The organism is Anabaena sp. UHCC 0451 (assembly GCF_034931405.1).
Classification (GTDB): Bacteria; Cyanobacteriota; Cyanobacteriia; order Cyanobacteriales; family Nostocaceae; genus RDYJ01.
In genome coordinates, this window is record NZ_JAYGHA010000007.1 from 157,736 (window position 1) to 171,676 (window position 13,941).

The following is a 13,941-nucleotide window of genomic DNA, read 5'->3' on the forward strand; positions in this document are numbered from 1 at the left end:
AAAAGGCAAAAGGCAAAAGGCAAAAGGCAAAAGGCAAAAGGCAAAAGGCAAAAGGCAAAAGGCAAAAGGCAAAAGGCAAAAGGCAAAAGGCAAAAGGCAAAAGGCAAAAGGCAAAAGATAAATATTTTCCTCCTGACTCCTGTACGGGCGAACGGCCGTTCGCCCCTCCTAACTCCTTGAAATTCTTTTAAAATCGCCTTGTTAAGCAAAAGACCAGCCTTCCCACAGGCTGGTCTAAATGTAAAAAAACGTTGTTCGTGTTGTCTTCTCAATAGAGTCAAAACCAAATTGCGCGTTCCCAAAATTCAACGGGCAACTTTTCTTAACAAGATTGTAACAGTCAGTACAGTTTTTTCATGAAAAAATCTTAAAAAATATCTGCCCTTGGGTAAGTCAGTCTTTATATTTCTGGGGAGATGAAGGACTGGGGACTGGGGACTGGGGAGAATCAAGTCAAAAGTCAAAAGTCAAAAGTCAAAAATTCTGTTCCCTGTTCCCTGTTCCCTGTTCCCTTCTTTCCCAATTACCAATTACCAATTACCAATTACCAATTACCAATTACCAATTACCAATTGTGGTTTTCCCCAAATGATTGTTTCTTGCTTGTAAACAACAAGTCCCGGTTTTGTGCCTTTGGGTTTGTAGACGTGCTTAGGTAAGGTGTACACTACTGGTATTTGTTCGCTTTGACGGGCGCGACTGAAGTAAGCAGCAAGGTTAGCAGTAAATTGTAAATCTGCTTCTTCAGCAACTGTACCCGGTTCAAGACGCAGTAAAACATGACTACCAGGGATTTCTTGGGCGTGAAACCACAAATCATAATCGCCAGCGACCCGAAATGTTAGATAATCATTTTGAACGTTGTTACGACCAATTAAGACCTCAAAACCGCTAGGAGTACGGTAACGATGAAAATTGGTACTTGCGGTTTCTGTTGTACTCCGGCTGCGGTATTCTAAGGCTTCTAGATATTTTTGCCCAATGAGTTCATCACGAATTTCTTCTAAAGCTTGCAAATCTGCTACTGTTTGGTAATTGTCAATTTGGGAAATTGCCGCTTCTACTTGTTCCAAATAGTCAATTTCTGACTGTACTTCTAATAATAGAGGTTCGACAGCAGCACGAGCGCGTTTGAGTTTTTGGTGCTGTTTATAAAGCTTTTGGGCATTTTGGACAGCGTTTTTATCTGGGAGAAGTGCGATCGCAACTGGTTGATTTGTCTCAAAATCTGCTAAAATAATCTCTTTCATCCCTGGTTGCCAGTTGTGCAGATGCGCCATCAACAAATCTGCTTTTTGGCGATACTCATCTGCTTGATCAGATTGTTGTAATTTGTCTTTAAACGTTTTTGCTTTAATACCCAACTTACCCAAAATATTACTCAATTTCTGAGTCAATTGATGACGCAGTTGGGAAAATAATTGTTGATTTAACTGGTCGGTATAATATTGATTGAGTAATTCTTGGATGTTTTTGGCTGGTGCAACTTCACCCCAACCCATGACAGTATAACCATTTGCAGTCCAAGCAGGTTTAAATTTACCAACTTCTAAAGTTTGTAACCATTCTTGCCAACGTGCAAATAGTCTATCCCAATCTTGGTCAGTTAAACTATCAGTAGTTGTTTCTGGTGATATATTCGCAGCCAGTAACATCGTATCTAATAAAGCCGCACTTAAACCGCTGTAACTTTTCAGTAATTGCCGTTTAATTGCCCCTGGGACTAAGCTTACCCGTTCTTGCCAGCGGTTTTGAGATTCGCTTAAATTGGGAATAGTTCCCGTCAATTTGGGTGGCGGTTCATAAGGCTGTCCAGTTTGGATCGGACGGACGCTAGATTGCTGTTGACTAACTTGATGGGCGGCGGTGATAATTTCATTTCTGGCATCAGTGAGAATGGCGTTACTGTATTTACCCATCACTTCGACGTACAGGTGATAAAGTGCTTCTTCTCCCGGACGACGGGCAAATTTTAAATCTACAACCCGTTCCCAAGGAGCGATAAAATCAATTGCAACTAAAGCTAAACCGCCTAACTGATGTATTAATTGTTGGCTGAAGGTGAAAGTATCGGGTATGCGTGGTGGTGGTTCACCAATACAAATGCGGGTGGCTTGGGGATGCCAAGAAATATCTAGCCAATCCCGCTTTTTCATAGTCCGCAAGGCTATGGTAATAGTATAGCGATCGCGCTGGAATACCTGTTCTGTCCGCGAGGGTAGCCAGTTAGCGCGTAGTTCGCTACAAGTCGCTATCAAAGTCGTAAAATCAACTGGTTGCAAAATAATTAGTCACAATAGTATATTTTTTCATCTAGGGACGTGAAGTGGCATCCGGTCGGGAATGCCACCTGGGTGGGTTGTCAACCCTTGATTTTTCATTAGTCCACGGAGGTGGACTTGGTTTGTGTAGTAGCGATTTATAATCGCCGTTATCTTGGAACTCCTATGACTGCCAAGGTGAAGGAATAGCAGTAGTTGACAGGACTTTATCTGCCATTAATCTTAAAGCTGTTTTACCACAATTGGGGCAGGTAATTTCTAGATACTGTGAAGTGGTCACATCTACTTCACTCAAAAGACCTTGTTTACAATGCCAGCATTCAAAAAGCACTCTACTAACGGGTTCATTGCAATCTAATATCTTGATGTGTTGAGAGGGGGTTGGTTCACTGTCCAGTTTTCGGGGTTTGGGGAATTTTTTGATTTCTTGAACTTCCATTGTCTTACCTGCTTAACTCTCTATATAACTTTACCTTTTGCGCCGGGAGTGAACCAGGGGAAACGCATCCGTTTTTGGAATTGATCAAAAAAAAGGCTGAAAACCCAAGTATTCAGCCATAAAACTATATTTCTGACTTCTGTCCAAGTTTGGTCATTTATTTACATCTTTAAAAAAGAAGTGGGTGATCTTCAACCCTGCATTTATGAAACTCCTGAATACTTACTGAAATACATTATTACACCTGAATATAGAAGTTTTAGTCAACCTTTACAAAAAATATTAGAAGATGTCAAAGATAGACAAGCAGCACTTCCAAAAAAATATAAAATCAATCAAGACTATCTTCTCTATCATAGAGAAAATATATTAATTAATTGACTTATATTTTTAGCTTTCTCAGTTGTGTAATCAAAATTGTTCATACTATTTAAAAAAGACAAAATCCTTTCACAGTTTTATCAGGACAATTAATCATTAATTTCCGTAAAGTTCGCAGTCCTAAAGCTATTATGAAAGCTAACTTAGGAATGGATATGGCAGAAATCGTCATTCAAACTATTGAAGGAATTATAGCTAAAAATGATGGTGCAACCCTAGAACAAATTAACGATGAACTCATTATTAAAGGTTTAGAATTAGGTTTTTTAGATTTGTTAAAAAAGGAATATTCAGATTTAACACCAATTTTGATGGGGAATTTTGACTATGATGAAAAAACTGAACTATTTACCCTCAAAAAAGATGCCAAATTTAAATCACATATTGATGTAAAATTGAGAATTAAATACTACTTAATCAGTTATTTAAGGAGAATGGAACGAGAAAAGAAAAATTCAAGTTTTGATGAAATAGTTTTGCATCTGCTACCACTTTTGAAAAACGGAACTACACCAGAAAATCAAACTATTTTGAGTGTATTAGAAGATATTGGAGAACGGATAGGGGAAGACAGTTGGATACTAAAAAGAGAAGGACAACTTTCGTTATTTTAGTAAATAAACAATATTCACTGTAATAATGATTATTTGTAATAATTCAGGTAAGGTGATAAGATCCCCGACTTCTTTTATTTATTGTGTTTATAAATGATAAATTGATCACAGAAGTCGGGGATCTGGGTATGAACCAAGGGAAACGCATCTAAATTATCTTGACAAAATACCATATTAGTGAATCAAGATAGAAAAATATCTAATTCCATTCAAAATCTACTGCTGCTAAAATTTGTATTTCTCTAGTGAGACTTTCTGGAGTTTCTTTGAGACTAATTAAGATTTCTTCAGGTATTTCTAAGGATACGGTACTCATAATATGATTCTCTAATTGGGTTTGGGGTGTTGATTAATCTTTATTATAGTCAGAATCAGGATATCCAGGATTTAAGGATTTACAGGATTGTTATTTGATGGTTTATGACTGTTGTTTATAATATTTTGTCAGAATCAGGATAACCAGAATTATAGGATTTACAGGATTGTTATTTGATAATTACTGGACGTGAATGATGTATTGATTATTACACTAATTTCATAAAAATTAACCTTTCTTCATACTAATCATCAACAACCAACCAATAATCAAACAATCAAATCCTGTACATCCTCAAATCCTGGACATCCTGATTCTGACAATAATATGCTATTTTGAATATAGGATACATCAAACTAACCATTAACTCACAGTAATTGTTGATTAAAAATTATGCTAAATCAACCTATTTCCACAGTTTTAACCCAAGTACAACAAAACTTAAAACAACTTTATGGAGAACAGTTAGAAAAACTAATTTTATATGGTTCACAAGCGAGAGGAACAGCACAACCAGATTCAGATATTGATATTTTAATTGTGTTAAAAGATGTTTTCAACTATTCTCAAGAAAGTGAAAAAATTAGTCAATTAATCGCTGATTTGTGTTTAGAATATAATGTATTAATTAGTTGCGCTTTTGCTAATCGAGAACAATTAGAAAATCATGATAGTGGTTTTTTTCGTAATGTGAGAAAAGATGGTTTAGTAATATGAATCCTGAACAACAAAGATTGTTAGAAAAAGCTGAGAGGAGTTTACAAGCATCAGTAGAACTTAACCAAAAAGGTTTTGCTGAATTTGCTGTTTCTCGTGGTTATTATGCCATGTTTTATATTGCTACAGCTTTTTTAGAAGGGGAAGGACTAGCTTATTCTAAACATTCAGCCGTTATTGCTGCTTTTGGAGAAAAATTCGCTCGCACAGAAAGAGTTCCTCGTGAATTTCATCGTTATTTAATTGATGCAGAAAGAACTCGTTTACGAGGTGATTATAATACTGATCCTAATATTACAGAAGATGATGCGGATCTGATTATTCAAAGAACTATAGAAATTCTGAATTTCGCCAAAGCGAATATTGATTCTTTGTAAATTGAGGCTATTTTGTCAGAATCAGGATACCCAGGATGAAAGGATTTTCAGGATTGTTATTTGATGGTTAATGGCTGTTATTTATGTATTTATTCTTCCATCTCACTTCATAAATATTCACTTTTCTCCATACTAATCATCAACAACTAACGAATAATCAAACAATCACATCCTGTACATCCTCAAATCCTGTACATCCTGATTCTGACAATAATATGCTATTTTTAATACAGCATACATCAAACCAACCATTAACCAATCATGAATAATCCACAACAACCGCGAGAATACGATGCTGTGCTTGGTGGTAATAGTCCATCACTAGAAGGTGCTGCCGTTTTAGGTGGTATTGAAGGAGTAAAATTGCGGTTGCAAAATCCAGATGCAAAGGTGAGAATTGCTGCAATTGAGCAAGCTTTGAATTATGGAGAGCAGGGTTTAGATTTAGTAATTGCAGGTTTAAAAGATGAATCTTGGGAAGTTCAAAATACAGCTTATTTAATATTAAATTCTAGAACAGAAACAAGAATTAAGCAACTATTACAAAATCCTAATCACGAAGGTTTAAAACTAGAACAAATTGAAGTAGTCACAGTTGCCGAATTTGGTGAAATTATTCAACGTCCGCGTGTAGCCAGATATTTTATAGAAGATTTAGGTAATGGTGTTAATTTAGAAATGGCTGCAATTCCTGGTGGTATTTTTATGATGGGTTCACCAGAAAATGAAATAGGAAGACGTGATAATGAAAGTCCTCAGCATCAAGTTACAGTTCCTAGTTTCTTTATGGGAAAATATCCGGTAACACAGGCACAATATAAAGCTATTATGAGAACTAACCCTTCTCATTTTAAAGGTCGTAATCGCCCAGTTGAACAAGTTAATTGGAATAATGCGGTGGCTTTCTGTGAAAAGTTAAGCCAAAAAACTGGAACAACCTACAGACTGCCAAGTGAAGCCGAATGGGAATATGCTTGTAGAGCGGGAACTACCACACCATTCCACTTTGGAGAGAGGATTACGATGATTACAATGGATTTAGCTAACTTTTGGACTTACTGCAAAACAAGAAGCAAAACAACAAAAGTAGGTAGCTTTGGAGTAGCTAACAATTTTGGATTATATGATATGCACGGTAATGTACGGGAATGGTGTCAAGATAGTTTGCATGGTAACTATGAATGTGCGCCTACAGATGCAAGTGCATGGTTAGAGAATAGAGAAAGTAGTAGTATAAGGATGCTGCGCGGTGGTTCGTGCAACCGTTTTTCATCGGAGGATTGCCGTTCTGCTTATCGCAGCAGCCTCAACCTTGTCTACTCCACCTTCGATATTGGTTTTCGGGTTGTATGTAGTGGTGCGGTGAGGACTTAGTAGCACTATGCGCTCTTGCTCTTTTCTTGTCTTGCCTCCCTCGCATAGCGATAATTTTTTTGTCTGAATCAGGTGGTTATCGAGCGAAGTCGAGATAATGTCCAGGATTAAAGGATTTACAGGATTGTAATTTGATGGTTGATAGATAAGATTCATATATTTATTCTTCCATCTCACTTCATAAATATTCACTTTTCTCCATACTAATCATCAACAACTAACCAATAATCAAACAATCACATCCTGTATATCCTCAAATCCTGGTCATCCTGATATGGCTTACGCCACGCTACGCTATCAGACATTTATCTTATTCTTTGCGACTTTGCGCGAAATAAAAAACCCAATAAACTAACAACTAATCCCCCTATTCATACATAATGAATAACCCCCATCAACAACTACTCCAACAAATAGACTTAATGCTTCGCGCCCGCTATCCCCTACTATATATAGTCGGAGTCGAAGAAGAACCAATAGAACAAGTCCTCCAACAACTCACCCAAATATCCCAGACACCACGACAACTATTATTATGGGATATCGTCACCGGTTGGGATGACAACGGAACTGATAAAGGTTCAGTCATGGGTGCATTATCAAGAATTACCAAAACCCCAGAAAATACAACCACAATATTTGTATTGCGAGACATACATTTTATCCTCAAAAACCCCGAAACAGAAAAAAATGCTCCCGTAATTCGGGCTATCAAAAACCTCACCCGTCAACTCAAACGCACACGCCAAACCCTCATCCTCACCAGTCATACATTAACTATTCCTCCAGAACTACAAGAAGAAGTTACAGTTATTGATTTTCCCTTACCCAACATCCAAGAAATAGATTATTTAATTCATCAATTAATAGTCCCCGAAAAACTTAACTTAAATGGACTAGGAAAAGAACAATTAATCAAAGCCTGTCAAGGATTAAGTCGCGCCAGAATTAGAAGAGTTTTAGCCGCCGCTTTAGCAGCAAAAGGACAAGTCAACGAATCAGATATTGATAGAGTATTAGAAGAGAAAAAACAAGCAGTTAGACAAACCGGAATCTTAGAATTTTACACCGCCAATGAATCATTAAAAAACGTCGGTGGTTTAGAAAATCTCAAACAGTGGGTGCGAATGCGTCAAGATGCTTTTACCGAAGAAGCACGACGTTATGGAATACCCAACCCCAAAGGCGTTTTATTAGTAGGAATCCAAGGAACAGGAAAATCATTATCAGCCAAAACTATCGCCCATGAATGGCGTTTACCATTGTTACGTTTAGACGTGGGCAGATTATTTGGGGGCATAGTCGGAGAAAGTGAAAATCGCATTCGCCAAATGATTCAATTAGCAGAAGCAATATCACCCTGTGTATTATGGATGGATGAAATAGATAAAGCATTTGGTAATATTAATAGTGGTACAGATGGTGACTCTGGCACATCGCGCCGGGTATTTGGTACACTAATTACCTGGATGCAAGAAAAAACCAGTCCGGTGTTTATGGTGGCTACTGCTAATAATGTGCAAATATTACCAGCCGAGTTATTAAGAAAAGGGCGATTTGATGAAATATTCTTTTTAAATTTACCCACAGAAAAAGAACGCCATGATATTTTTAAAGTCCACTTGCAAAAAATCCGTCCTTCCCGATTGCGCGAATTTGATTTACAAAGACTCGCCAAAAATAGCGAAAACTTTAGCGGTGCAGAAATTCAACAAGTAATTATTGATGGAATGCACCGCGCTTTTGGTAGTTTAATCGCCGGAAATAGGCGGGATTTTCACACAGAAGATATTTTAGCGGCGGTATCGGAAACTGTTCCTTTAGCGGCTATTGCTAAGGAACAAATTACCAGTTTAAAACGCTGGGCTGCCGAAGCTGGCGCAAGAACGGCTTCTATTGATACACTGTTAATTGAGGAGTTAAAGGTTTATTCTCAGCAGCAAGGTTTGGGTCCTTTGGAGGTGGATTAAATAATAACAGAAAAACGAACCGCAGAGGCGCAGAGGACGCGGAGAAAGATTTTAGCTGTAGGGTGCGTCAGATATCAAAAATTTGTTTATTTATGTTATTTATTCTGTCTGACGCACCCTACTAATTAAAATGAACCAGGAAGACACGAAGGAAACAGGGGGAAACTGTAGGGTGCGTCAGATATCAAAAATTTGTTTATTTATGTTATTTATTCTGTCTGACGCACCCTACTAATTTAGTATAAGCCTCTCTCCTCTTAGGGGAGAGGTTTGGAGAGGGGTCAAAAATATATAAGGAGTTGATTTTTTATGTCTCATTTTACAACTATTAAGGTGCAAATTAAAAATGGTGATGTTCTCCATCAAATATTGCAGGAGTTGGGTTATCAAGTTGAGTTAAATTCTCAAGTTCGGGGTTATATGGGTGATAAAACTCATGCTGAATATGTGATTAAGCAATCTAATGGTTATGATTTAGGTTTTCGTAAAAATGGAGAAAATTATGAATTAGTGGCAGATTTTTGGGGTGCGAAAATTAATCAACAGGAATTTATTAATAATATTAGTCAAAAATACGCCCATAAAACTTTGATGGAAACAATTCAAACTGAGGGTTTTAATGTGGAGGAAGAGGAAGTTCTAGCAGATGGTACGGTGCGGGTTTTAGTTGGTAGATGGGTTTAGAGAATATTAGATTTAGTCCACGCAGGTGGACTTTGTTTGTGTAGCCGCGAATTCCATTCGCCCGGATTTATTTATTAAAAAGGAAAAATAATTATGGCTGAATATCAAAAGGTTGAATATCGCATTGGTAAAGATGGTAAAATAGTGGAACGGGTTTTAAATGTCAGCGGTTCTAGTTGTGTAGAAACAACAAAAGGGTTAGAAAAATCCTTGGGAGAAATAGAATCTCAGGAATTATTACCCGAATATTATCAAGATGATGAGTTAATTACAACTTCAGAAAATCAATCTTTACAACAACAATAAACTATATCCCCGACTTCTTTAAGAAGTCGGGGATATGAACACCAACTACATGAATAACATGATAGAACAAATTAATCATATCGGTTTTGCTGTAATTCTCGTATTCATCGTTTACATCATTCTGCGGATATTATTCCCAGCAAATAATCAAGACATCTCTATTGATAATCAACCTGTTACTTCTCCAGACACAGAACAGAAAATTAAAGATTTAGAAAGTCAATCTCAACGACTGCGAGAAGAACTAAAACAACAATCTCAACAATTACAAGATGATTTTCAACATGAAACTTTTACCCAATTACAAACTTTACTCAGCAATTATCCCACAGTCAAAAAAATGGCTTTAGCTAAACCAGACTTACCCGCTAAAAACCTGGTTTCTCTATTTGTATCATTAGATAATCTAATTACCAGTTGGGGTTATACTGTCATTGGGGAAACTTGGGAACAGGTTAATTATAATCCCCAATTACATCAAGCTGATAGTGATGATATTCAAGAAGGGGAATTAGTATATATTCGTTTTATTGGTTATAAAAATGGTGATGAAATTATCTATCCGGCTAAAGTTAGTCGTACTCTTTCAGCAGGATTTGATAATAAATAATAATTAATGTTGGGTTTCATCCTTCAACCCAACCTACTATTAATGATTAATAAATTATGACGACTATCGCCATTGATTTTGGTACAAGTAATACCGTAATTAGTATTTTAGAACCTGATACTCAACAACCTAAAAGTTTACGTTTTCCTAATTTATCCCGTGTATTTGTGGGTGTGACTTCTCAAGGTGAAAGAGTAGATTTTCCGGTTATTCCTAGTTTAATGTTTATTAAATCAGGTAATAATATTATATTAGGTGAAGGTGTTCGTAGTCAAAGATTAGGACTTTCTCAAAGTTATCCTCCTGAAAGGTTATTTAAAAAGTTTAAACGTGATTTAGCTGGAGATTATCAACCACCAGCAATCCAAATTGATGGTATAAATTATCATGCTGTCTCTATTTCTGAGTTATTTATCCAAACTATTTGGACAGAAATTAAAAAGCAGAATATCCAACCTAGTCATTTAATTTTTACTGTTCCAGTTGGTGCTTTTGAACGTTATTTAGATTGGTTTCGAGATTTAGGTCAAAAATTAAATGTTCCTCAAGTTTCCATTGTTGACGAATCTACAGCAGCAGCTTTAGGATATGCTGTAAAAAGTCCGGGTAAGTTAATTTTAGTGGTTGATTTTGGTGGAGGAACTCTTGATTTAAGTTTAGTGAAAACTGTGACAACTTCTGATGAAAATAATAGTTTACGTGCTGAGGTTTTAGCTAAATCAGAAGCTTATGTAGGTGGTGAAGATATTGATGTTTGGATAGTTGATGATTATTTACGTTCTCAAAAATTAACACCAGAACAATTCGGAAAAATTAGTTATCAGAATTTATTAGAAATTGCTGAACGTTTAAAAATTCAATTATCAAAAAATCAATCTGTGGCTGAAAGTTGGTTTGATGATGAATCATTTATGTCTTATGAATTAAAAATCAATCGTGAAAAATTAGAAGAAATTTTAGAATATCGTCAATTTTTACAACAGTTACGAGATGCTTTAGATGAAGTTTTAACTTTTGCATTGCAAAAAGGTATTTCTAAAAATGATATTGAACAAGTTTTATTAGTGGGAGGAAGTTGTTTAATTCCCGCAGTTCAACAATTAATAATTTCTTATTTTGGTAAAACTAAAGTTAGATTAAATAAACCTTTTGACGCAGTTTGTCATGGTGCATTAGCAATTACACAGATTACCGAAATAGATGATTTTTTGCGTCATAGTTATGCAATTAGATTATGGGAAAGTTATAGCAAAAGTTATGTTTATCATCGGCTATTTACCAAAGGTGAAAAATATCCTTGTCAACGTCAAGAATGGTTAAATCTGCAAGTTGCAAATAATGGACAAAGGGAGATTCGTTTAGACATTGGTGAATTAGGTGATATGACACAAACGGAAATTGCGTTTGATGCTTTGGGAAGAATGACTTCCAGCACTCTTCAACATCAAGAAAGTTACCGTTCCCTAGATAATCAAAATCAACAGGTTTGTGTGGCAAAAATTAACCCACCAGGTGAAGCAGGAATTGATAGAATATCTGTGTTATTTGAGGTAGATTCTCGACGGACTTTATTAGCAACTGTGAAAGATTTATTGACGGGAGAGATGTTAGTTAATAGAGGTGAAATTTATAAGTTAAATTGAAATAATAACCATAAAAAACGAACCAAAAAATCAACTATATTCGCCAATCAAACAACCTCTTATAATCAATCCTCGGTTTTTACCTTCCTTCCAGTAAATATTATTAATCCTGACTCCTTACCGAAATTCTAAAATATGTTGGGCTGTTATTTCTGCTTGTTCCAAGTGGGGAATATGTCCAGAATCTCTAATCCAGATTAACCAACTTTGGGGAATTGCTTTTTTAAACTTTGCAGCATCCCCAGTTCCTAGAATTCTGTCATTATCACCCCATAAAATCAGCGTTGACTGTGCAATTGCTCCCAGTTGCTGAAATTTAAAAGCACCATAACCACCACTTTTAGTAAAAGCAATCAATGCTTGTTTCCAATTAGGCATTTTTAGGTGTAAATCCCCACAACATAAAGCGTCCCTGGAAATGAGAGCAGGATTTTTATAAGCATTGCGACAAATGCGATCGCGTACTTTAGGATTGCGTAAAAACTCAGCTGCTAAAGAATATAACGGAGCAACCATTAATTTACTCAAAGATGAACCACCCTTTAACCCAGCACTATCAATTAATACTAGTTTCTGCACTACTTCCGGGTAAGTCAAGGTAAAATCAATAGCCGCAGCGCCTCCCATAGAAGCACCCACCAAAATCACAGGTTGGTTAATCAGGGTTTTCCAGAAATAATATAGATGAGTTTTAATAGCTACCGGACTATAAGCAATATCCGAGAGTCTATCTGTAAAACCAAAACCCAGTAAATCTACTGCCCAAGTTTCATTATTTTCAGCCAGCAGCGGTAAAAGCCGCCGAAACTCTAAAATCGAACTATCAAAACCATGAACTAACAGAATGGGTGTACCACCACTACCTTGATGTAAGTAAGTAGTGTTAATTGATTCAGGACTTAAAGGAGTAGAAATAGCTTGACTTTGGATACTTTGAGCCAAGGCGATAGACGTGGGTTCTGTCAGCTGCTCAACCGCAGCGGGTAAAAAACTTGGAAACATAAACATCAGTTTACATCATCTTCACTGCTGACTACTGACAAAAAGAAAATTTTCCCAAATGGAAAAATGGGTACAAAAGCCTCGTACAATAAATATCACTTATCCCGGATTTCAGGAGAGTTAAGCCATGCCAATGGCGGTTGGCGTAATTGAAACTTTAGGTTTTCCCTGTGTACTAGCAGCAGCAGATGCGATGGTTAAATCGGCCTCTGTCACAATCGTATATTATGGCATTGCTGAAAGCGGACGCTTGTTAGTTGCTGTTCGGGGTCATGTTTCGGAAGTGCAAAGAGCAGTTGAAGCGGGAATCTATTCTGGAGAGGAAGTGTATGGTGGTCAAGTTATCACTCATTATATAGTTCCTAATCCCCCGGAAAATGTGGAAACGATTCTCCCCATCCACTTCACCTCCAAATCTGAGCCTTTCCGTATTTTCTAGGCAAGTTTGCTATCAAAGTTAGCAGCACAGCTTTGTCAAATTAACTTGTAGCAGATAATTTTATTCATAAAGGAGATTGATAATGTCACTACAGGCAGTTGGATCATTAGAAACAAAGGGTTTTCCCGCAGTCTTAGCAGCAGCAGACGCGATGGTAAAAGCTGGACGAGTTACCCTGGTAGGTTACATCAGAGTTGGTAGCGCCCGGTTTACAGTTAATATTCGTGGTGATGTTTCTGAAGTCAAGGCGGCTATGGCTGCTGGGGTGGACGCAGTAGAAAACGTTTACGGTGGTACTTTAGAATCTTGGGTGATTATTCCCCGTCCCCATGAAAACGTTGAAGCTGTTCTTCCCATCGCTTACACAGAAGAAGTCCAGCAATATCGTGACTCCGTAGAAAATCCCATCATCAGATCAGGCAACAGCAGATAAATTTAGCTCTGAAGAAACACAGGTGATTGAGTCAGTTATCAGTTATCAGTTATCACAGTTTACTGTTCACTGTTTACTGCCTCCTGCCTTCTGCCTTCTGACACTAATTTGATAATTGCCAAAGCCAGAAAGAATTACTTAAAATCCGTGATCACAGTCACAGTAGTCATACAGCCAATTTATAGTAATATTCTGAATGTTGAATTATTTAGGAGTCCTTTGCTTTCACTACAGTAGATCCTACTGTTTGTAGAGACATTAACATTAATCTTTTGAATTCAAAAATATTGCTAATCTAAAACAGGACTTACGCAACTGGCACATTGGTAGGGTGCGTCAGACTGCATAAATCCG

Annotated in this window: 16 protein-coding genes; 13 read left to right on the forward strand and 3 right to left on the reverse strand. The window is 36.9% G+C overall.

The window, feature by feature from the left end:
* A partial coding sequence (locus VB694_RS07105; RefSeq protein ID WP_323359608.1) for a hypothetical protein occupies positions 1–191 on the forward strand: 191 nt, incomplete at its 5' end.
* Positions 192–551: 360 nt separating this feature from the next.
* Here the strand turns inward: VB694_RS07105 and VB694_RS07110 are convergent.
* Together VB694_RS07110 and VB694_RS07115 are read right to left on the reverse strand one after the other, a co-directional pair.
* Positions 552–2,282 (reverse strand): NFACT family protein, encoded by a 1,731-nt coding sequence (locus VB694_RS07110; RefSeq protein ID WP_323359609.1) that lies wholly within the window; start codon positions 2,280–2,282, stop codon positions 552–554.
* Between the two features lie 163 nt (positions 2,283–2,445).
* A complete protein-coding gene (locus VB694_RS07115) occupies positions 2,446–2,721 on the reverse strand; it encodes a hypothetical protein (protein ID WP_323359610.1) in 276 nt (91 codons plus the stop codon).
* A gap of 180 nt (positions 2,722–2,901) precedes the next feature.
* On the opposite strand from VB694_RS07115, the gene VB694_RS07120 reads away from it, so the two are divergent.
* From VB694_RS07120 to VB694_RS07165, 10 genes are all read left to right on the forward strand, one after another.
* The gene (locus VB694_RS07120) at positions 2,902–3,102 is read left to right on the forward strand and encodes a hypothetical protein (protein WP_323359611.1); all 201 of its coding nucleotides are present in this window, start codon (positions 2,902–2,904) and stop codon (positions 3,100–3,102) included.
* Between the two features lie 131 nt (positions 3,103–3,233).
* A complete protein-coding gene (locus VB694_RS07125) occupies positions 3,234–3,716 on the forward strand; it encodes a hypothetical protein (RefSeq protein ID WP_323359612.1) in 483 nt (160 codons plus the stop codon).
* A 709-nt stretch (positions 3,717–4,425) separates the two neighbouring features.
* A complete protein-coding gene (locus VB694_RS07130) occupies positions 4,426–4,749 on the forward strand; it encodes a nucleotidyltransferase domain-containing protein (RefSeq protein WP_323359613.1) in 324 nt (107 codons plus the stop codon).
* On the forward strand, positions 4,746–5,126 hold the full coding sequence (locus VB694_RS07135; protein ID WP_323359614.1) for a HEPN domain-containing protein: 381 nt from the start codon (positions 4,746–4,748) through the stop codon (positions 5,124–5,126). Before VB694_RS07130 ends, VB694_RS07135 begins: the two co-directional genes overlap by 4 nt.
* A gap of 261 nt (positions 5,127–5,387) precedes the next feature.
* On the forward strand, positions 5,388–6,500 hold the full coding sequence (locus VB694_RS07140; protein ID WP_323359615.1) for an SUMF1/EgtB/PvdO family nonheme iron enzyme: 1,113 nt from the start codon (positions 5,388–5,390) through the stop codon (positions 6,498–6,500).
* Positions 6,501–6,880: 380 nt separating this feature from the next.
* Positions 6,881–8,470 (forward strand): AAA family ATPase, encoded by a 1,590-nt coding sequence (locus VB694_RS07145; RefSeq protein WP_323359616.1) that lies wholly within the window; start codon positions 6,881–6,883, stop codon positions 8,468–8,470.
* Between the two features lie 309 nt (positions 8,471–8,779).
* Positions 8,780–9,154, forward strand: a complete 375-nt coding sequence (locus VB694_RS07150; RefSeq protein WP_323359617.1) for a DUF1257 domain-containing protein — start codon at positions 8,780–8,782, stop codon at positions 9,152–9,154.
* 93 nt (positions 9,155–9,247) lie between these two features.
* Positions 9,248–9,460, forward strand: a complete 213-nt coding sequence (locus VB694_RS07155; protein ID WP_323359618.1) for a DUF2997 domain-containing protein — start codon at positions 9,248–9,250, stop codon at positions 9,458–9,460.
* A 34-nt stretch (positions 9,461–9,494) separates the two neighbouring features.
* Entirely contained in the window at positions 9,495–10,070 is a 576-nt protein-coding gene (locus VB694_RS07160) for a molecular chaperone GrpE (protein WP_323359619.1), read from the forward strand.
* Positions 10,071–10,126: 56 nt separating this feature from the next.
* Entirely contained in the window at positions 10,127–11,713 is a 1,587-nt protein-coding gene (locus VB694_RS07165) for an Hsp70 family protein (RefSeq protein ID WP_323359620.1), read from the forward strand.
* Positions 11,714–11,830: 117 nt separating this feature from the next.
* Here the strand turns inward: VB694_RS07165 and VB694_RS07170 are convergent, their stop codons facing one another.
* A complete protein-coding gene (locus VB694_RS07170; protein ID WP_323359621.1) occupies positions 11,831–12,715 on the reverse strand; it encodes an alpha/beta hydrolase in 885 nt (294 codons plus the stop codon).
* Positions 12,716–12,842: 127 nt separating this feature from the next.
* On the opposite strand from VB694_RS07170, the gene VB694_RS07175 reads away from it, so the two are divergent.
* Both VB694_RS07175 and VB694_RS07180 read left to right on the forward strand, forming a co-directional pair.
* Positions 12,843–13,154: a carbon dioxide-concentrating mechanism protein CcmK gene (locus VB694_RS07175; RefSeq protein WP_323359622.1), complete on the forward strand. Its 312-nt coding sequence runs from the start codon at positions 12,843–12,845 to the stop codon at positions 13,152–13,154.
* 82 nt (positions 13,155–13,236) lie between these two features.
* On the forward strand, positions 13,237–13,587 hold the full coding sequence (locus tag VB694_RS07180; RefSeq protein WP_323359623.1) for a BMC domain-containing protein: 351 nt from the start codon (positions 13,237–13,239) through the stop codon (positions 13,585–13,587).
* The last annotated feature ends 354 nt before the right edge of the window (positions 13,588–13,941 follow it).